This window comes from Candidatus Hydrogenedentota bacterium (genome assembly GCA_035416745.1).
Taxonomy (GTDB): Bacteria; Hydrogenedentota; Hydrogenedentia; order Hydrogenedentales; family SLHB01; genus UBA2224.
The window spans coordinates 42224-62750 of the sequence record DAOLNV010000011.1; the positions used below are offsets into that span (position 1 = coordinate 42224).

13 protein-coding genes are annotated in these 20527 nt (G+C 62.5%); 7 read left to right on the forward strand and 6 right to left on the reverse strand.

The window, feature by feature from the left end; genetic code table 11:
* Positions 1-283: 283 nt before the first annotated feature.
* The 4 genes from rny to PLJ71_06100 all read left to right on the forward strand — a co-directional run bounded on the left by rny (position 284) and on the right by PLJ71_06100 (position 8482).
* Positions 284-1846: a ribonuclease Y gene (gene rny / locus PLJ71_06085; GenBank protein ID HQM48238.1), complete on the forward strand. Its 1563-nt coding sequence runs from the start codon at positions 284-286 to the stop codon at positions 1844-1846.
* A gap of 30 nt (positions 1847-1876) precedes the next feature.
* Positions 1877-2668, forward strand: a complete 792-nt coding sequence (locus tag PLJ71_06090; protein ID HQM48239.1) for a TIGR00282 family metallophosphoesterase — start codon at positions 1877-1879, stop codon at positions 2666-2668.
* 33 nt (positions 2669-2701) lie between these two features.
* Complete coding sequence (gene smc, locus PLJ71_06095) at positions 2702-6289, forward strand: chromosome segregation protein SMC (GenBank protein HQM48240.1); 3588 nt, start codon at positions 2702-2704, stop codon at positions 6287-6289.
* Between the two features lie 96 nt (positions 6290-6385).
* Entirely contained in the window at positions 6386-8482 is a 2097-nt protein-coding gene (locus PLJ71_06100; protein ID HQM48241.1) for a VCBS repeat-containing protein, read from the forward strand.
* A 29-nt stretch (positions 8483-8511) separates the two neighbouring features.
* On the opposite strand, the gene PLJ71_06105 is transcribed toward PLJ71_06100, so the two are convergent.
* Entirely contained in the window at positions 8512-9813 is a 1302-nt protein-coding gene (locus tag PLJ71_06105; protein HQM48242.1) for a pyridoxal phosphate-dependent aminotransferase, read from the reverse strand.
* A 205-nt stretch (positions 9814-10018) separates the two neighbouring features.
* Positions 10019-10465, reverse strand: coding sequence for a GxxExxY protein (locus tag PLJ71_06110; protein HQM48243.1), 447 nt, complete (start codon positions 10463-10465; stop codon positions 10019-10021).
* 158 nt (positions 10466-10623) lie between these two features.
* Between PLJ71_06110 and PLJ71_06115 the strand changes: the two genes are divergently transcribed.
* From PLJ71_06115 to PLJ71_06125, 3 genes are all read left to right on the forward strand, one after another.
* On the forward strand, positions 10624-11139 hold the full coding sequence (locus PLJ71_06115; GenBank protein ID HQM48244.1) for a biotin transporter BioY: 516 nt from the start codon (positions 10624-10626) through the stop codon (positions 11137-11139).
* Positions 11140-11291: 152 nt separating this feature from the next.
* A complete protein-coding gene (locus tag PLJ71_06120; GenBank protein HQM48245.1) occupies positions 11292-12473 on the forward strand; it encodes a hypothetical protein in 1182 nt (393 codons plus the stop codon).
* The gene (locus PLJ71_06125; protein HQM48246.1) at positions 12470-13480 is read left to right on the forward strand and encodes a metallophosphoesterase; all 1011 of its coding nucleotides are present in this window, start codon (positions 12470-12472) and stop codon (positions 13478-13480) included. Before PLJ71_06120 ends, PLJ71_06125 begins: the two co-directional genes overlap by 4 nt.
* A 164-nt stretch (positions 13481-13644) precedes the next feature.
* Here the strand turns inward: PLJ71_06125 and PLJ71_06130 are convergent, their stop codons facing one another.
* The 4 genes from PLJ71_06130 to PLJ71_06145 all read right to left on the reverse strand — a co-directional run.
* On the reverse strand, positions 13645-16113 hold the full coding sequence (locus PLJ71_06130; GenBank protein HQM48247.1) for an NPCBM/NEW2 domain-containing protein: 2469 nt from the start codon (positions 16111-16113) through the stop codon (positions 13645-13647).
* A 74-nt stretch (positions 16114-16187) separates the two neighbouring features.
* The gene (metG, locus tag PLJ71_06135) at positions 16188-17927 is read right to left on the reverse strand and encodes a methionine--tRNA ligase (GenBank protein HQM48248.1); all 1740 of its coding nucleotides are present in this window, start codon (positions 17925-17927) and stop codon (positions 16188-16190) included.
* Positions 17928-18101: 174 nt separating this feature from the next.
* Entirely contained in the window at positions 18102-20036 is a 1935-nt protein-coding gene (locus PLJ71_06140; protein ID HQM48249.1) for a DUF1080 domain-containing protein, read from the reverse strand.
* Between the two features lie 167 nt (positions 20037-20203).
* A partial coding sequence (locus PLJ71_06145) for a hypothetical protein (GenBank protein ID HQM48250.1) occupies positions 20204-20527 on the reverse strand: 324 nt, incomplete at its 5' end.

Sequence of the window (20527 nt, forward strand, 5' to 3'; positions counted from 1 at the left end):
CAAGCTATCCGGCTGGAAGCAGGGCGGTAGAGTATATTGGTTGCATTTTGCCCACGTTACGAGACGAATCGGCTCAAGACGGCTGTAAGAGAGGGAAGGCCGTGCCGAGGAGTTGTGACGGTTCTGAGATATGTCGAGTGGGCTTCTCTTTTTTCAGGAGTGAACATTTCCAAGGTTAAGTACTGCAACCTTCTGGAGTTGTGTTAGCGCAACCCCGGATGACTCCTTACGCCTTGCGCCTCCCGCCGGAATGAACAGTCCCTGAGGGGGCGGAGGTTCACGCATGGATCCACTTTCTGTCGCACTGTGGATCGTAGCGGGCATCCTTATCGGGATCATTCTCAATGCTATCGGCAGCCGTATCATGCGGCGCCGCTACATGAGCAAGGCGCGGCGAGAAGCCGCCCAGGCTATTTCCGATGCCGAACGGGAAGCCGCGACGATTCTCAAAGAAGCACAAACCGAACTGAAGGAACAACGCATCGAACTGCGGGCCGAAGTCGAACGTGAGGCCCGCGAACAGCGCCGCGAACTCGTTGCTCTCGAAAAACGTATCCTCGCCAAGGAGGAGAGCGTCGACAAGCGCGTCGAACTCCTCGAAACCAAAGCCAACGAGGTCAGCGCCAAAGAACGCGACCTGACCAAACGCGAACAGGCCCTCGAGAACCGCCAGGAGGAAATCGACCGGATCATCCAGGAGCAGCGGGCCAAACTCGAGAGCGTGTCGGGCATGAGCGCCGAACAGGCGCGCCGGGAGCTGTTTACGCAGCTCGAGAACGAGGTCCGGCGGGACACTGCTCTGCGTCTGAAACGGATCGAAGATGAATTGGTCGAGAATTCCGAGAAACGGGCTCAGTGGGTCATCAGCCAGGCGATCCAGCGGTGCGCGGCCGACCATGTGGCCGAGAGCACGGTGTCGGTGGTAGACCTGCCGAACGATGAGATGAAAGGCCGCATCATCGGGCGTGAGGGGCGCAACATTCGCGCCCTCGAAAGCGTCACGGGGATCAATATTATCATTGACGATACCCCCGAGGCGGTCATATTGTCGGGCTTCGATCCCATCCGGCGCGAGGTGGCACGGATTACCCTTGAGCGCCTGATCCAGGACGGACGCATCCACCCCGCGCGCATCGAGGAGGTGGTCGCGAAGGTTCAGGAAGAAATGAACCAGACGATCAAGGAATTGGGCGAGGCGGCGTGCCTCGAGACGGGCGTCCACGGATTGCATCCCGAAATCGTGAAGCTTCTGGGGCGGCTGAATTACCGGACTTCGTACGGGCAGAATGTGTTGCGCCACGCGCAGGAGGTCTGCCACCTGGCGGGGATGATGGCCGCGGAACTGGGTTTGAATGTGCAAGAGGCCAAGCGTGCGGCGTTGATTCACGACATCGGCAAGGCGGTGACGCATGAGGTCGAAGGGTCGCATGCGGCTATCGGCGCGGATTTTGCCCGGCGCTACGGCGAAAGCCCGAACATCGTCAATGCGATCGGCGCGCACCATAACGAGCAGGAAAAGCAGTCCGTGATGGCGGTGCTGGTCCAGGCGGCCGACGCCCTGTCGGCGGCGCGTCCCGGCGCCCGCCGCGAGACCATTGAATCGTACGTGAAACGGCTCGAGCAATTGGAGGCCCTGGCCAACGGGTTCGAGGGCGTCGAGAAATCGTACGCTCTCCAGGCGGGCCGCGAGGTTCGGCTGGCCGTCATTCCCGAGAAGGTGGACGACGCCCAGGCGGCTCAACTTGCGCGCGACGTAGCCCGAAAGGTCGAACAGGAGATGACGTATCCGGGGCAGATCCGGGTCACGGTCATTCGCGAGACTCGTGCGAGCGAAACGGCCAATTAGCAGGGAAGCAACCACGAGCGCATCGCGATCATGAACATACTGTTCATCGGGGACATCGTGGGGCGGCCGGGCAGGCGGAGCGTGGCCCGCTGGCTGCCGCGTCTGCGCGACGAGTTCGCGGTTGACTTGGTGATCGCGAACGGCGAAAATGCGGCCGGGGGGCTCGGCATCACGCCGGCCTTGGTGCGCGAGCTCCTGGAAGGGGGAGTCCAGGTGATTACGTTGGGAAACCACACCTGGCGCAAGCGGGAATTTGTCAAGGCGATTGGTTCGTTTGACGCCGTCGTGCGGCCGGCGAACTACCCGGAGGGAGTCCCGGGCAAAGGGTTCGTGGCGTACCGCCTCGACGATGGCCGGACGGTAGGCGTTGTGAACCTGCTCGGGCGGGTGTACATGGAACCGGTGTTGTGCCCTTTTGCGGTAGGGTCTCGTGTAGTCGAGGAGCTTCGGCAGGCAACGCCGGTAGTTATCGTCGACATGCACGCCGAGGCGACCTCGGAGAAGGTGGCGATGGGATGGCATCTCGACGGCAAATGCACCGCGGTTATCGGAACCCATACCCATGTGCAAACGGCTGACGAGCGGGTGCTTCCAGGGGGGACGGCCTACATCACCGATGTGGGCATGACGGGCCCCCTGGACTCGGTCATCGGCGTCGAGCGCGACCTGATCCTGCGGCGTTTCTTGACAGGGATGCCCGTGGAATTCGAGGTGGCCGCCGGGCGGCCTGCGCTGGCCGCCGTGGTTGTGGATGCGGACGACGAGACGGGGAAAGCGCGCTCGATAAGGCGGCTGTTGCGCGAAGACCCGGACAATGAGTAATGTGAACCAGAAGCACACGGATTCCCGTTTATCATGTATTTCAAGCAGTTAGAATTATCCGGATTCAAGTCGTTTGCTGACCATACCGTGGTTCGGTTCGAGCCGGGGGTTACCGTAATCGTCGGACCCAACGGGTGCGGAAAGAGCAATATCCTCGACGCGATGAAGTGGTGTCTGGGCGAGCAGCGGGCAAAGGAATTGCGCGGCTCGCTCATGCAGGACGTGATATTCAACGGCAGCGAGAACCGTAATCCGACGGGGATGGCGGAGGTTACGCTCCTTTTTGACAATTCCGATTCGAACCTGCCGGTCGATTTTGCCGAGGTGGCCGTTACCCGCCGCCTATACCGCTCCGGGGAAAGCGAATACCTCCTCAACAGCGCGCCCTGCCGCTTGAAGGATATCCAGGAACTGTTCATGGATACCGGCATCGGGACGAGCGCCTACTCGATGGTCGGTCAGGGCAAGATGGACTTGATCCTGAGTTCGAAGCCCGAAGACCGGCGGTTCTTGTTCGAGGAAGCGGCGGGGATTATCAAGTATAAGAACCGGAAGCGGGCGGCCCTTCGCAAACTCGAGTCCGCGGAAAACAACCTGTTGCGGCTCAGCGACATTATCGCCGAGGTACAGCGCCAGATGCGTTCCCTGAAACGCCAGGTGAACGCGGCCATACGGTACCGCGAGCTGACGGCCATGCTCCGCGACATCGAGATCCGGGCGGCCTGGCTGAAGTACAGGACGTTGACTTCGGAAATCGACGAGTTGAAGAAACGGTTCGCGGAGGCGACCGACGAATACGAAGCCGCCTCGACGAAAACCTCGGAACTTGAGGCGCGTTTCGAAGAACTGGGCCTGGCCAAACTCGAACAGGACCGCGTGTTGCTGGCGCGCCGCGAGGGAGTCCACCAGATCGACTCTGAAATGGAGAAGCTCGAGCGCGAGATCGCGCTTACCCGCCAGCAGATGGCGTTTTCGGAAGAACAGGAGAAGCGCGCCGAGACGGAGAGCGCTGATTTTGAGCAGCGCGCCGAGGCAATCGCGGACCATATCGAACGTACGCGCGCCGCGCGCGAGAACGCACAGGGCGAATTGGACGCCTGTTCGGCGGCCATCGAGGCCAAGGCCCAGGAGCACGGCGCGCTGACCGGCAAGGTGGCGGAAGCCGACGTGCAACTCGAGGCCAAGCGAGCGCTGGCTGTCGAAAAAATGAATACACGCGCGAAGGCGGCGACGGAACTCGAGACCCTGGCCGTCACTATCTTCAACATCGAGTCCCAACTGGAATCCATTTACGAGAACCAGAAGCGTATCGGGCAACGGCGCGAGGAATTGCTCGAAGCGCTCGGGCAACAGCGCGGCCAGGAGGCGGAGAAACAGGCGCGTCTCACCGAGTCCGAGGCCGGCCGGACGCGTACCCAGCGCGCTCAGGCCGACAAAACCCAGGCACTGCGGTCCCTCGACCAGGAGTGGCAGTCGCTTCGTGAAAAGAAGAGCAGCCTCGCTGCGCGCCTGACGTCTCTGCGCGAATTGCGGGACAATTACGAGGGGTTTGCCGCGGGCGTGCGGGCGGTCATGCGGGCGAAAGCCGATGGCCAGGGCGGGATGCAGGACATCATCGGCCCCGTCGGCGATCTGCTGTCCACGGGCAAGGAGTACGAGCGCGCGATCGAGGCGGCCCTAGGCGGCAATATCAACAACGTGGTGACGGAACATGCGGGGGCGGCCAAGGGAGCGATAGAGTTTCTGAAAGAGAACCAAGCCGGGCGCGTCACATTTCTGCCCCTGGACATTCTGCGTTCCCCCATTCGCGAGGCGCTGTCGCTTACGGGCCGTCAGGGCGTGGTCGGAGATGCCATATCGTTTGTCCAGTTCGACGGCCACATCCGTCCGGCCGTCGAGTACCTTTTGCGGGATACCGTCGTTGTTGAAACGCTTGATGACGCGATTCGAATTGCCCGCGAGGAACAGTCTTACCCGAGACTGGTTACCCTCGACGGGGAAGTCGTGCAGTCTTCGGGCGCGGTGACCGGCGGCCGCACGCGTCATGACCGCGGCGGGTTGCTCGGACGCAGCGCGGAAATCGCCGAGCTGGAAAAGCAGCTGATCGAGCTCGAGGGCCAGCTCTCCGAAATGGCCGATAGTGGGCAGGCTCTGGGGGCTGAAATACAGGAATTGACCAGCCAAATCCACGCGTTTGAAGCAGCAGAAAGCGCGATTCGGCGCGAACTGGGCGACATCGGGGTGGCCATCGCCCGGCAAAGCGCCGAGCTGGACGGCCTGGTCCAGAGCGCGCAAGAACTTGATGCGCAGCGCGACGAGCTTTGCACGCGCCGCGACGGCCTTGAGGACCAGCGCAGACAAGCCTCCGCGCGCGCCGATACGATGGCCAGCGACGACGAAGCGATTCAACACGAGATCGCCGAAGCCCAGGAAAGCGCGTCCCGGGCGCGGCAGGCTCTGTCGGTGTGTGCGAGCCAGCTTGCCGACCTGCGCGTGCGCCAGGCAGGCATTGCTCAGCGCATCCAGGAAATCGACCGCGATGTCGAGCGCGAACAGGCGCGGCGCGAGGAGGCGTTGGACGAGGCCCGCCGCCGCCGCGAAACCATTGTGAGCCAGCAAGAGACGCGAAAACGGCTGGAAGGGGACATCCGTCTGCACCTGGAACGGTCCAGCGCGTTGTCGGAGAGCAAGGAACAGGCCCGCAAGAAGGTCATCGATGCGGAAAATCAGCGGCAAACGCTGCTGGATGAAAGCGAGACCCTCGAGAAGGAGTTGCGGGAACTGCGCGAAACAGCCCGCGGCGCCCAGTCGCGGGTTCACGAGACCGAACTCGCCCTGCGCCAGCGTGAAGACCGTGTTGGCTTCTTTCAGGAACGCATTCTCGATGAGTACAACATAGCGCTGGCATCGTTGCGTGAAGACGAGGTGGGAACAGACGAGTATTCCCTCGAAGAACGCGACAAGCTCGTGAACGACGTGCGGGGCCGGCTGCAACGCATGGGCGAAGTCAATCTTATGGCCATTGAGGAATACGAAGCCCTCGAGAAACGCGAGAGCTTCCTGACGACCCAATACAACGACCTGCAGAGCGCCCGCGAGACCCTTCTGGGAGTCATAGCCCGCAGCGACAAGAAGATCCTCTCTATGTTCATGGAGACCTTCACTCTTGTCGGCGACCATTTCCGCAACTATTTTCGCACGATGTTCAGCGGCGGACAGGCCCGCATATACCTGCTTGACGAAGACGACCCGCTCGAGAGCGGCATCGAGATCGAGGCGCGGCCGCCCGGGAAGAAACTTCAGAGCATTTCCCTGTTGTCGGGCGGCGAGCAGGCCATGACCGCGCTTGCGCTTCTCTTCAGCATCTTCCGTGCAAAGCCGAGCCCCTTCTGCGTGCTCGACGAAGTCGATGCGCCGCTGGACGACGCCAACATCGGGCGTTTCCTGAGCATGCTCGACGAATTCACGAAGGAAAGCCAGTTCGTCGTCATCTCCCATAACAAACAGACCATGGCCCGCGGCGACGCCCTTTACGGCGTGACGATGCAGGAGCGGGGCGTGTCGCAGCTCGTGTCCGTGCGGTTCAAAGACGGTAAGGAACCGGCCGATTCAGCCGCCTGAGACCGGCACGGGCCCTGTCTTCTCCCTGTCCTCCTTGTCGCGGTTCTTATAAACGGGTAACATGTCACTTCACCCTTGACCAGGAGGAAATCGATCATGCTCGCTGTGTTGCTGGCCATCGTATCAGGAGCTACGTTTCAGGTGGAGGCGCCGGGGTTTGCCCAGCCGTGGGCCAACGCGCCCGCGCAATTCGACATCACGGAATTCGGCCCGGGCGTGATGGCCCGGGCGTTTGATGGCGGTTCCGGGCAGGAAATCCCCGCCAAGGTGCAGCAGCAACTCGATAAACGCTACCTGTACTGGACGCGCACGGATGACGGGTCGCGCGCATGTGTATACACCGTCGAGACGGAAGCCGCCCCGGCCGCAACCCCTGTGTTCGTGGGGGCGGGCGATATGCTGGCCTACGGACGCCCGGGCGTGGTGGCGGATCTGGGGGTGGGTCTCTGGGCGACCGCGATGCCTATCGACTGGGACGCCGACGGTGATTGGGACCTCCTCTACAGTTGCCAGGACAAGCCGCAGAGCGGCGTTTACCTGTACATCCAGGAGTCCCAGGGCGTCTTCCGCCAAATGCGGCGATTGGCGGACGGCGTGTCGTATTGCGCGCTGGCCGACATGAACGGCGATGGCGAAGAAGATTTGCTCGGCGGCGAATCCTGGTGGGCGAGCGTGCGCAATCCGGACGCGTGGACCAAGCACGACGGTCCGTTCAAGAAGCCCGAGGGACGCGTCCGCGCGTTCTTGTCGCGCCAAGTGGACTGGGACGGCGACGGCGTGCTCGACGTGATTCGAGCCCTTGGCGACTGGGAAGAATATGGCTGGGATATGGGATTTGACGCGGCCGGCAACTGGACTCGCGGCCCGCTGCACGGGTACCTCTGGTTTCACAAGAATACTGGCACGAACCAGAGCCCGGTGTACGCGGAGGGCATCCGCCTGGAAGCCGACGACACGCCGATCGACGTGTACGGCAACCCGTGTCCGTGCATTGCGGACTGGGACGGCGACGGCGACCTCGATCTTCTCTGCGGCGAATTTCGCGACGAGTTTACCTATTTCGAGAATGTCGGCACGCGTACCAACCCCCGTCTCGCGCCGCCGCAGCCCGCGATGACGCGCGACGGCCGCCTCAAGATCGATTTGTGCATGATGAACCCGCTCCCGTGCGACTGGAACGGCGACGGGCAGGTCGACCTCGTAGTCGGCCAGGAAGACGGGCGCGTCAGCGTTATCCTGAATCTGGGCGTCAACCGGGGCGCGCCCTTGTTTGCCGCCGAGTTCTTCCTGAAGGAAATCGACCCGCCCATCAAGTCGGGCGTATTAGTGACGCCGTGGCTTGATGCCGAGACCGGCGAACTCTATTGCGGAAACTCGGCCGGCTATATCGAGGTGTTCCGTGTGCGGGACGGCGCGTATCTCGAGGGGCAGTATCTGCGCCAGGGGCGCGTCCCCTTCCGCATCCAGGCGGGATACAACCTCAGCGTGCAGGGTCCCGCCGAAGAAAAATGGGGGTATACGGTCCCGTGTTTGGGGGACCTGAACGGCGACGGGCAAAAGGAGCTCGTCGTCAACTCGATCGTCGGCTGCATCGAACGGCTGTTGCTTCAACGCATCGGACTGGTTGAGCGCGAGGCCGTCCGGGTGGCGTGGCCAGGCGAACCGCCGTATCCCGCGTGGAACTGGTGGAAGCCGGGGCCCGACCAGCTCGTCGTACAATGGCGCAGCCGGCCCAATGTGTTGGATTGGGACGCCGACGGCCGGCAGGACCTGATCAGCATCGATCACGAAGGCTATCTGGCCTTCTACCGGAACGCGGGCGAGGTGTTGGAACCCGGGAAACGGGTGTTTCTCGATGAGAAGGGCGAACCCCTCCGCTTGAACGACGGCGAGGGCGGCAAGAGCGGCCGCGCCGGCGTTCATCTGGTCGACTGGGACGGCGACGGCGACCTGGATCTCCTCCGAAACACCCAAAACACGGGCTGGTTCGAAAACACCGGCGATAACCGCTACGTGTGGCGGGGCGATTTCACGATGCGCGCGCTGGCAGGCCACAACACCGCGCCCCAGGCCGTCGATTGGAACGCTGACGGCAAGCTCGACCTCATCGTGGGCGCCGAAGACGGCCGCATCTACTGCTATCACCGGGCCGCCCTCGAACAACCCGACAAGCTCGACGCGAAAAAGAAATGACCAACGGCGAGACCGCCCCGGGCCGCTGCCTAACTTGATACGTACTCGTCGATGGCGTCGCGGACGGTTTCGTAGATCCAGGTGCGGCGCCGGTCATCGGTCTCGAGTGTGGTTATCCGGAATCCGTCGTGGCTGCTCTGGAACCCTGAGAGGGGAACCACGACGATGCCGGTGGCCCCCATGAGGTAATAGACGAAGCGCCGGTCCGGCGGAACGCCTTTCACCATTTCTTCGATGCGCCGCCGCACGCGGTCGTTTGCGATTCGCAGGGTTTGATGGTCGTTCAAGACGCCCGGCTTGAACATGACGGTGAAGTAGAACGCCCCGCCGGGTTTGATGACGATGACGGAGTCGCAGCCGGCGAAGACTGCCATAGCCTCGTCGGCGCGCTTGTCGAACATGGCGGCACGTTTCGCCAGGTGTTCGGGATAGCGCGGGTCTCCCATGACGCGCGGGATGGACATCTGCGGAAGCGTTGTCGAGCACACCTCAAGACGTTTTGCGGCGAGAAGACTGTCGACGTAGCGCCCGAAATTTTCGTCGCGGTTCTTGTTGAGCACCTCCAGCCAGCCGCAGCGCGAACCGGGCCAGGGGTATTCCTTGCTGATGCCGCGCATGGCAAGGGCCGGTACGTCGCCAATCCATTCGCTCATGTGCATGCGCGGATTGCCGTTGTACACGATGTGGACGTATATCTCGTCGGCGATCACGAACAAGCGGTGTTCGCGGGCGATCTCGGCAATCTCCTCCAGAATCGGACGGGGATATACGGCCCCGGTGGGATTGTCGGGCGAAAGCAGCAAGATTCCCGCAATGGAATCGTTGTATTTCACCTTCTTGCGGATATCGTCGACATCGGGCAGCCATCCGTTATAAGGGTCAAGTTCGTAGGTGACATGGCTGTAACCCGAATGTGCCGCTTCGGCGGACGAGTGTGTGCTGTACGCGGGGGACGGCCCCAACACCCGGGCTTCCCGCCGCAGGAATCCGTAGACTTTCGCTACGGCGTCTCCCAGACCGTTAAAGAAAATGATGTCGTTGGTGCTCACCTGCACCCCGCCCGGGCGCAGGTTGACCAGGTCGGCCAGGAACCGCCGCGTCTCGGGAACGCCGGCCGTATCGCAATAGCCCCAGGATTTGGGGTCGTCGACAAGCTCTTTGATGACCTGACTCATCCAGGCGGGCACCCGTTCGCCCTTCTCGATGGGGTCGCCGATGTTCTCCCAGACGATGGGCTGCCCCAGATCGCGTATCTCGTGGGCCACCGTGACGATCTCACGGATGGCGTAGCTTAGATTGGTGGCGCCTTCATGAACAATATTGCGTCGCACGACCTGAATACTCCACAGAACGCGCCACCGCTCCGGCGCGTCCCCCGGGACGCCGGATGCGCGAAGCGCCATATTCCGAATTGCTGGATGGATTGTTCTCTCGAATATGCGCAGAGAGCGCAGACATTTATGATACGACTCCGTTTCTCTCGATGCAAGGAGCGCCAGCGCCACCAAATCCGGATAGCACGGCGATTGGAGAAACTCACACAGAGACGGAAAGGACACGGGAGAAATGGCGCCTGCGCGAAAGCGGAATCGACTCAACATCCCCGTCTATGATGCGGGGAATGCCGTCGCTCATCAAAGCCTCGCCGAAGTCGAGTAGACAGCCGAGTCTGATACCCGTCAGCCGCGGATAGGTCACCGCCTGCTTATGGTGCGCCTTCGTGGCCTTCTCCACGGATTTGAGTTCCACAAGAACGGCGTCCTCCACGATGAGGTCCGCACGAGACCCTTCGTCGAACCGGAGCCTGCGAAGCTCGATGGGGGTGGGAACTTGACGTGCCACGCGCAGGCCCCGGGCCTCCAAATCCTGCGCAAGAGCCGCTTCATACACTGTTTCCAAGAGCCCGGGACCCGTCTCTCGATGAAGCGCCACGGCGCAATCCACAATGATGCTTCCTGTCTCGTTCTGTTTCGGAGGATTCAATCTTCGTGTTCCCTGCGTCTCCGTGTGAGTTCGTTCTTGTCTTTATGGAGACAACAAGATCCTTCCAGCAAGTTCCTGTCCTGATTGGGGAGCGCTAGCGCCCGCGCAGCGGCGGCGCGGTTGAACCGCACGCTTCTGCCGGGCTACACTATGTGGCCATGGACACATTGCACACGCTTCCAGTCGCAACGTCTGCCGAGAAGGAGCGCTCGGCGGTCCTGGATGTCCTGGCCGTAGCAGGTCTCATGACTCTTGGCGCATGGATACGGATTCCCTTGCCGTTCACACCCGTGCCCATGACCCTCCAGACCTTTCCGGTGCTGGTGGGGGCGTTTCTGGTGAGCCGCAACCGCGCCATGGCGGGCGTCCTGCTTTACATGGTGCTGGGGCTTGCCGGGGCGCCGGTGCTGGCTGTCGGGACAACGTTCGGGGTCACATTCGGTTACCTTGCCGGGTTCGTTGCGGCACCGTGGGTGGTGTCGCGTTTCCGCAGCCCTCTGGCGGGCATCATTGCCGCCACGGCCGTGATTTATGTTTTTGGCGCGGCATGGTTGAGCCTGTACACGGGTTTTTCCGCCGCCGCCGCGCTGATGCTGGGCGTCGCGCCATTCCTGCCCGGAGACGCGATCAAGGCTGCCGCGGCCTACGCTGTCATCCGGCGGATATCCCGCTGAGCGGCAGCCCGGTTCTATTCGCCGCAGTAGCGGGCGCTTCCTATCGCCGGGTGCGGTTTCCAGACCATGCCATTCTCATGACCGAAGGCCTCCAACCTGAGCCATGCAAGCAATGCGCCCGCATTCTTGAACGTGGCATGAGCATCTTGCTCATGATTTCTTCAACTGTGCCGGAGGGCGGCCTCTGCCGCCCCGCCGGGGCCGGCGGAGAGGGACGCAAGACCCTGGGCTGCGCCACGCGTTCCGCGGCGGCCGCTACGACGATAGGCTTCGGACATTTTCGATGTGATACAATCGGCCCCGTGATTACAGTAATTCTCTGCACATACGCCGCCCTGCTTGGCGCGGAGCCCACGGGCCAGATCGCCTTTGTATCGGGCACGGAACAGGAAGACCGCCGGGTCGAAATCATCGAGCTCGCCACGGGCGCGGTCGCGCCGCTGGGTCCCGGCGACCGTGACGGCGCGCCTGTCTGGTCCCCGGACGGCCAATGGCTCGCGTTTCCCACGAAAGGCCCCGACGGCATGGTCATCCGCATCGTCCGGGCGGACGGTTCCGAGGCGCGCAACGTTCCTCACAAATACGCGTGGAACGACATACCCCGGTGGTCGCCGGATGGCAGCCTTGTCGCCTACACAGGCACGAACGGGGCGGACGACATTCGCCCCGAAGACATGGCCAAAGGCTCGTTCATAATGGTCTACAACGTGGCCGGGAACACCGAAGAACAATGGGGCGGCGACGCGATGAGCCTGTATTGCCCGGTATGGATGGATGCCGGGACGATTATCGCCATCGGCGTCCTGCCCGGCCAGAAGCGGTTGACCACGCACATCTTTTTCGTGAACCCCGGCGACGCAAACCCCCTGCCTCCCGAGGCCATGCCGTCGGCGGGCGAGTACATCGAATGGGCGCCCGACGCCAACATCAAGCGGAACCTTCTCGCGTACGACTCTAACGACGGCGGCGACCGCGAGGTGTTTGTGCTCTCCTACAAACGGGGTTCGACGGACGTGTCGAATCACAGGGCCGCGGACTGGAATCCCGTGTGGCAGCCCGGCGGTGAATGGCTCGCCTTTGAATCGTTCCGCTCGGGCCGGCGGGGCGTGTACCGGGTCTTTCCGAGCACCATCCGCGTGTTTCCCGTCGCGGTGGGCGAGAATTACGACAATTGGCATCCCGCATGGTCGCCGGACGGCGCCTTCCTCGCATACGTATCCGATCGGCTGGGGACTCCACAGATCTTCGTGACCGAGATCGAGTCGGGTCAAACGCGCGAGGCCACCACGGGCGGCCGGTTCGCCCTCTCGCCGGCGTGGAGGCCCGCGCCATGAGGCGGCTGTGCTGGATATTCCCGATGCTCGTACTGGTCGCCGCGGCCCACGCGCGCAACGCCGACGGCGTCCTCGAACTCGTCATCACGCCCAACAACGGGGCGCCGGTCATCATCGGTTCCGGGGGGACATTCGAGGCCACGCTTACCCAACGCGCTTCTCTGCGGCTTATCCGCGCTGACGGTACGGCTCTCGATCTCGACCCCGAGTGGACCGAGCTTCCCGGCGGTATACTGCGCGCCACCTGCAAAACCTCCCCGGGACTCGACCTCGGGCCCTACGCTCTCGAAGCCTCCGCCGATGGCCGCGCTGATACGAATGTCCGCTCGGTATATGTCTCGGAAATCCTGGTCGATTATGCAATCGTTCATATCACTGACGTGCACATCGGCAAAGCGAACCGCGACCCTGCGCCCGATATCGTTTTCCAGCGTCTCATCCAGCACATCAACGGCGTCAAGCCGGCCTTTGTCCTTATTTCAGGCGACCTCACCGAAAACGGCGAGCCCGAGCAGTTCCGCCGGTTTTTCGAAGTGCTCGATACCTGTGTCCTGCCGACCTTCGTCTGCCCAGGGAACCATGACCGGCAAGGCGTCAACTACGAGAACACCTTCGGTCCGCTCGTGTACAGCATTCAGTACGGTGTCGACGGGTACCTCGTCTTCGATACAAAGGATTTTGTTATTGCGGACGACCTTGATGCGCAGGTCGGAGAGCTGCAACGTCTCCGGCGCGCCATGAAACCCTCACGCTGGTCCATCGGCATGACCCACCGCTACGATCCCTCCATGAGCATGCGCAGCCAGCTCGTGCTTTTCGTTGACGACCCGCTGGATTACCTCATCTTCGGCCATTGGCACAGCGAGAACGACTACAAGACCGTCCCTTGGGGCACCACTCCCGTCGTCGTTACGCCCGCCGCCGTCGATGGCGCATGGCGCCTCATTCTCGTCACCCAAGCCGGCATCCTCCCTCAGGAAGTGCAAACGCTGGAAAGCCTGAAGTAGCCTCCTGAGCGGGCGGGCCCGGCTGCGGACAGGGCGGCGTATACGGCCAAGGGGGCCGGTATGTCTCGCAGGCCCCCAGGTTCTTTTCCGGAAGGGCAAGCCCTCGCCCGACGCCGCTCGCGGACTCGCGACTGGCTGTTGGCCGTCATGTACAGTTCACAGTCTCATTCGAGACGTTTGTAGAGATAGATCGCGGCCTGAGCCTTGCCCGGGAGCGTGACCAGCAGACCTTCATCCGTGAGTTGACGACCGGGAATTTCCGTCTGCGTGCCCTCCGTGATGTCCGAGAGAGTATAGCGTCGGTCGGGATCAAGACTGCGGAGATTGAAACGCGCGGCTTCGTAGAAACTGCTCTCGCGGCGGAATACCTGGACGGCGCCTTCGCCAACCTCGGGCCGGTCGTACTGCCAGGCCATCCACTGGTCTTCCGCGAGCGTGTAGGGCGTGAGCGGGTAGAAATCGCCGTAGAAATACGGGGCAAGCCGCCGCCACTCCTCGACACGCGCGCGCAACTGCGCGAAATCGATCACGTCTACCCCCGCGGCGTCGGGGCCGAAGGTGAATTCCGCCACCATCGAGCTGCGCATCCAGTACGCGTCTTTCTGGCTGATGACTCCGGTGCCCGTGAAGGGGAACCACAGAGACAAACCGTAAGTGTGGCACTGCTGGCCCGCGGGCGCCGAGTACCAGTCGCTCCGTAGAAGGGGCACGGCGCGGCGCAGGGTCTCGAGATCGTTGCGCCGGCCCCCCGACGCGCACGAATCGATGGGCATGTCCGGATGACGCCGCCGCAATTCGTCCCAATAGGCGAAATAGCCTTCGACGTGGCGGATCTCGGTGATGCCCTGGCGGCTGCCGTCCGGGGCGTCGATGGCGTCGTTGTCGCGCCAGTACGGCAACGGGTCGATGTTGAAATCCTGCCGGTAGAAATCGATCTTCTGCTCGGTGAGCAGCCGGTCGATGTGGTTGGTCAGCCATTCCCGGCATGCGGGGTCGCCCAGCTTGAGCAGGCCGCCGCCCGCGCCGCCATAGACCCATTCCGGATGCTGCCCGGTTATCCAGGTGCCCGCGTGAACGCGTTCGGGCTCGAACCAGACCAGCGTCTTCATGCCGTGCGTGCGCGCGAAATCACCCACTTCAACCAAACCGCCGGGAAACCGCACCGGATCGACCTCCCAGGTGCCGGTCTTGGGCCAGGCCACGCCGTCGCAGGGATACCATCCCGCGTCCTGCCACCAATAATCGGCCTGGATGCCCTCTTCGGCGTAACGGCGGATGAACGCAAGCTCGCCCGCCGCGGTACTCATCAGACCGGGATAGTAGTTGCCTGTGCACAACGAGACCTGCGGTTTCAGCGGTTCGCCGTTCTGACGCGGCATGTTGTGGGCCACCATCCACGAACGCCAGAGGTTCTGGCCGCGAATCCAGCCGCCCGTGTAGAACTGCAACACGATCATCGGCGAACGCACCTCCTCGCCGGGATGCAGCGTGAAATGGGTAAGCTCTTGCCCGGCCCTGAAGCGCACGCCGTTGGCGTCGTCGCGCGTGAACTGCGCTGCCCATTGCCCCGCCCAGCTCACGACGAAAATCAGGCCGCCGCCGGGTTCCGCGAGGTTGTAATACGGGAATCCGATTTGCGTAGGCCGGCCCCCCGTGTTCCCCAACCGCAGCTCAGCGTTCGGGCCCAAGGTGTCCACCAGCGGCTCGTAGCTGTCCGCGGTGCAGTTGTCGCCCTTGTTATGGTGCACCGTGAAATCGGCCGCGGTCAGACACGCAAAGCGCGTGTCGATGGCCTGGATGTCGGACAGAATCGGCGTGTCGGCTGTCCCGGTGTTCTTGAAATAGAGTGTCCACTCGACTGTCGGGAAATCGTTGTACGCGACGCCAACACACCGCACGACAAGGCCCGAATCCGCATCCGTGTAAGCAAGTTGATGCTGCGTTCGCGCGTCATCGAGTCTCTGCGCAGCGCGTTCGACTTTCCATCCGGCGAGGAATTCCGACGAAGGGCGGCCGCCGTAGGTGAAAGAGAAGAACGGGCCGGCGGTGTACGGCTCGCGGCCCCCTCCGAGAATGGGCAGGCCGCCGAGCCAGACGACGGAACCGTCGTCAAGTGTGACCCGCGCGTCGGCCCAGTTGGACTGGTCGCACGAAATGCCGTCGCCTGCGTCGCTCACCTCGAGCACAAACTCCGTAACCCCGTTCAAGCCAACCGAAACCGGCAGCGCGGCGTCCCCGAAACGGACGAGGCCCGAATTCCACAGTTCCGCGCCGGCGGCATGAATACTGAATACGACGCTGCCGCCGTTGGCCCGGCTGTCAATGCCTGTTACCGCGTCGAGCCGCGCCGCGGCCTTCGAGAGGCGCACAACGAGCTTGCTCGGAGCGTGACAGTACAGGCCGCGGGAGAAGGTCTCCGCACCGATTCGCAGGGGTTCGCCAGAGCGCGCGTTAGGCTGGACCGGCCCGTGGTTGGCGACGACCTCGATTGCGTCGACGGGAAAAGCCGGGGTCTCGCTGATACCCCCGAACTTCGCTTCAACCCAGGGTTTTACCTCCGCGAAGTCCGCCTCGACCGGCGTCGCGCCGTATGCGGCGCCGGCCACAACAACCGATAGAAAGAATCCGAGCATCGCACCCATCCCCCAACGGCCAACCCGGCCGTGTTCCGCGGAGTTCTCTCTTCGCCTCGCTGCACACCAACACGCTAAAACGCCTCTCCGCGCATGTGAGCGTCGGCGCACTCGGCAATGTAGTCCTTGTCGAGCTTCGGGAAAAGGACCTCGGGCTTCTGCAACGGCGACCCTGCTGGCAGGCCGTCCTTGCCCGCGTTCCAGCCGTCCGGGCCGCCCTCGGGCCCGCCCTCCGGCAGGGTGGCGCCGAGGATGCCGGCCAGCCGGCGCGCGCCGCCGGGCACGAACGGCGCCATGGCCGTGCACAAGCCGCGGACGATCTGGCAGCAGACGTATAACGTCGTCGCGGTGCGTTCCCGGTCGGTCTTCTGGGTTACCCACGGCTGTTTGCCGTCGAAATAGACGTTGGCCTTGCGCCCCAAATCGATAAACCGTTCGAGCCCCTGCCTGAACCGGAAGCTCTCGAGGGCTTCCGCAACCCCGTCGAGCTGTTCGGGGATGGCCGCCAGCATCGCACGGTCATCCTCGTCCAATTCGCCGGGATGGGGGACCTTGCTGTCGTAATTCTTCACGGTCATCGTCAGCGACCGGTGGATGAAGTTGCCCACTACGTTCGAGAGTTCCCCGTTGTACCGGTTGAGAAACTCGTCCCAGTCGAACGCGGCATCGCGCGACTCGGGCATGATCCCACAGAGATAGTAGCGGATGGCGTCGGTCGAGAATTTCGAGGTTAACCACCGCACGCTGATCATGTTGCCTTTGGATTTTGAGCCTTTCTCGACCTTGCCCGTCTCGCGGTTGAGAACGTTGAGGTACTCGTTGCCCACGACGTTGTCGGCGAGGATGTAATCGCCCTGGCCCATCAGGTACGTGGGAAACATCACCGCGTGGAACGGCACATTGTCCTTCCCAATAAAATGAATCAGCCGGCTGGCGGGATCCTTCCACCATTTCTCCCAGCCGTCCTTGTCGCCCCGGTCGAGATAGTACTGCCGCGTGTTGGTGACGTACCCGATGGCGTTATCGAACCACACGTAGAAGCGTTTGCCCGCCGTATCGGGGTCGTCGAGGGGGATCGGCACCCCCCAGTCGGTGTCGCGGGTGATGCACCGCGACCGCAGGTCCTCGACCCAACTGTACGCGATCCCCTTGACGTTGGCGCGCCATTCCGGATGGCCGTCGAGCCATGTCTTCAGCTGCCCGGTGAAGTCCTGGAGACGCAGGAACCAATGGACCGTCTTTTTCAGGATCGGTTTCGAGTTGTCGCCCGGAATGTTGGCTTTCGGATGGATGAGGTCGTGGGCCGAATACTGGGCGCCGCAGTTCTCGCACTCGTCGCCCGTGGCTTCCTCGAACCCGCACTTGGGGCACGTACCCTTCACGTAGCGGTCGGGCAGAAACCGGTCGGACTGTTCCGAGTACCAGAGTTCCATCTCGCGCTTCTCGATGTGGCCGCCCTTGTACAGGTTCAGGAAGAAGGACTGCGTGGTGTCCGTGTGAATGGGCCACGAGGTCCGGCCGTAGATGTCGAACGAGATCCCCAGTCTGCCGAACGACTCGTCATTGGCCGCATGGTACCGGTCGATCACCTCCTGGGGCGAAATGCCCTCTTTGAGCGCCGTCAGGGTAATTGGCACGCCGTATTCGTCCGACCCGCAGATATACAGCATCGGATGGCCGCACAAGCGCTTGAACCGCGCATAGATGTCCGCCGGCAAATACGCCCCCGCGATGTGGCCGAGATGAATGTGGCCGTTGGCATACGGCAACGCGCCGGTAATGATGGTTCGTGTGTACTTCGTTTCCGCAGACATGGTTCTTCCCGTTCTCTACCGTATTCGGATTGGCACTAAAGGCCTAATTGTACTGTATTTACAGCCGCCAATGCACACTTTAGCGGCGAAAACGGCTACAAGCGGCGGAGTACCCAAAAGACTCCCCCGGACGCGTGTCCGGGGGAGTATCGAATTCGCCGCGGTCCTGAGGCGCTACTTGTTCAGCTCGCGGATCTGGATGTTCCGGTACTCGAGGCGGGAGCCGTGGTTCTGCAACCCGATGTAGCCGTCGGTTCGGGCAACGCCGGGATGTTCGTTGATCTTGTCCTGGTGCTGGCTCATGTCCGCCTCGGTGACGGGGAAGCCGTTCAAGGATACCCAGATTTTCGGCCCTTCGCACCGGATAAACATCCGCTGCCACGCGCCGGCCGGCAGGGTTACGCGGCGCGATGGCGCGGCGATCGAATAGACGCTCCCCGTGTATTGGAACGGTTTGAGGGTGGCGTACTGGGCGGCGTAGTCGTCCAGTACCTGCACTTCGAAGCCCGCATAGGCCGGGTTGCCTTCGCGGGGGGTGCGGCAGAACACGCCGCTGTTGCCGTCAGGCGGCACGCGGAATTCGAGCGACAGTTCGAAGTCGGCAAACTGTTCGGTCGTCGAAAGCCAACCGCCCTCGCCGCCGCTGGTATACAGGACGCCGTTCTCGGCGCCCCAGGTCTGTTCCTTGCCGCCGACTTGCTCCCATCCGGTCAAATCCTTGCCGTTAAACAGGGGCCGCCACCCGTCGCCAGGCAGGACCTCGCGAAGGTAAATATTGGTGAACCAGAGGTCCGAACCGTGGTGCTGCAGCTCGAGCTGGCCGGACGGGAAGATCGGGATCTCGCGGTTCCAGTAGTTCTCCATGACCACGTTATTGACCACGAGCTTGTTGTTCAAATACACGGTCACACGCTCGCCTATCATCTTGATGTAGAAGGTATTCCACTCGCCGATCGGCTTGTCCGCGCAAACCAGCGGCTTGCTGGGATTCTTCTGGTTGTTGTAGAGTCCGCCGGACCCTTCCGGCCATTGGGCCGTGTCCCAGATCTGCACCTGGGGCGCGCCGCGCAAATAGATGCCGCTATCGCCCTTGGCCGGGATCTTCCAATCCACGATCATCTCGAAATCCGCGTAATCCTGGGCGGTGCACAGGCTGGTGCCCTTGCCGTCGTACTTCAATACGCCATCGATCACGCTCCAATGCTCGCGCGCCAGTGTGTCGGCTTCCGCCTGGGCCGCGGCGAGTTCCTCGGGAGTCAAGGCGGCGCGCTTCTCGGGATTGTCCAACGGCCCCTTCAACAACCCTTTCCAGCCGGTCAAATCCTTGCCGTTGAACAGGGCCACGAACCCCTTTGGGGGTCTGTCAGGCGACATTTCGCCCATCAGGCGCGAGACGGCCGGCTCCATTGCCCGAGCCCAGATCCAATAGCCCAGCGTGTTGGGATGCAGCGCGTCGGGCATGATTTCCTCGGGAAGGATCCCGTCGTCGTTGAGGAATTCCTCGCCGATATCGAGGAAGAAGATGTTCTGTCCGTCGTCCAGGCTGGCCAGGATCTTGTTGGCAGCGGCGAGTTTGACCCGGTTTTCGGCATCGGGCGTCGTCTCGCGCGGAAAGATTCCCAGCAACAGCACTTTTGTCTGGGGCAGTTTCCCGCGCACGCTTTGCACGATGGCCGTCACGCCTTCCGCGATCTGCTCAGCGGTATGCATTACGCGGTTGTTGGTGCCGATCATGATTATTGCCAGCTTGGGCGACACCTTGCTGAAGTCCAGGTCGTCCAGCCGCCACAACACGTGAAACGTGCGGTCCGACGACGTGCCGAGGTTCACCGCGTTCCGGTCCGCGTAATAATAGTCCCACACCTCTTTGCCGGTCTCTTCCCATCCCTGGGTGATGGAATCGCCGATGAACAGCAGGTCGGCGTTGCCCTCGAGCAGGCGCGCTTTCATGGCGTTGTGGCGCTCGAGCCGCCATTGTTCCGGTGGCGGCACGCGGTCCGCCGGGTTCTGGTAGGCCTCCTCATCGGCGGCATGCGCGGCCGCCACGCCGAGTACCAGCGCCAGGCACAGCCCCAGCGCGATTCGATATAGAGCGCGTTCTCGACACATAGCCAATACCTCTCGTTCGTGGTGGGAATGGGGCCTGTTTCCGAGACCCCGGAGACCGCTATTGTGCAGACTGCGGCTGCGCGGTGCAAGTTGATGGTCAAGGAAAGGACATCAGTGGCATAAACGGCGGGGAGCATCACCCGTGGCGCCGGACTGCCCCCGCCCTGCTACCCATTGTAATCGAGGAGCAGGTCGATCCATGTGATGGTAAACACGGGGTCTTGTACTTGCGACGTTCCGTAGACAAACCGGAGCTCGTTCGTGCCCAGCCGCCACCAGGACGCGTCGACGGGGATCGTCTGCTCGCCGCGGCGCCACCAATCCTTGTCGAAGATGTCGTCGCCGATACGGCCTGCGTCGAGGGGTGCGTCCCCCGCTGTCTCTGCTGAGGCGGTTCCTTCGGCCATGGCAGGGCCCTGGCCGTTTACATACACCGACAGCGTTTCCCCTGCGCGCAAGGGTGTCGCATACAACACGAGCTTTGCGGCGAC

Bases quoted from the DNA above. Each gene is read 5' to 3' on its own strand.
- rny (HQM48238.1), top strand. From the start codon at position 284: ATGGATCCACTTTCTGTCGCACTGTGGATCGTAGCGGGCATCCTTATC.
- PLJ71_06090 (HQM48239.1), top strand. From the start codon at position 1,877: ATGAACATACTGTTCATCGGGGACATCGTGGGGCGGCCGGGCAGGCGG.
- smc (HQM48240.1), top strand. From the start codon at position 2,702: ATGTATTTCAAGCAGTTAGAATTATCCGGATTCAAGTCGTTTGCTGAC.
- PLJ71_06100 (HQM48241.1), top strand. From the start codon at position 6,386: ATGCTCGCTGTGTTGCTGGCCATCGTATCAGGAGCTACGTTTCAGGTG.
- PLJ71_06115 (HQM48244.1), top strand. From the start codon at position 10,624: ATGGACACATTGCACACGCTTCCAGTCGCAACGTCTGCCGAGAAGGAG.
- PLJ71_06120 (HQM48245.1), top strand. From the start codon at position 11,292: ATGATTTCTTCAACTGTGCCGGAGGGCGGCCTCTGCCGCCCCGCCGGG.
- PLJ71_06125 (HQM48246.1), top strand. From the start codon at position 12,470: ATGAGGCGGCTGTGCTGGATATTCCCGATGCTCGTACTGGTCGCCGCG.
- PLJ71_06130 (HQM48247.1), bottom strand. From the start codon at position 16,113: ATGCTCGGATTCTTTCTATCGGTTGTTGTGGCCGGCGCCGCATACGGC.
- metG (HQM48248.1), bottom strand. From the start codon at position 17,927: ATGTCTGCGGAAACGAAGTACACACGAACCATCATTACCGGCGCGTTG.
- PLJ71_06140 (HQM48249.1), bottom strand. From the start codon at position 20,036: ATGTGTCGAGAACGCGCTCTATATCGAATCGCGCTGGGGCTGTGCCTG.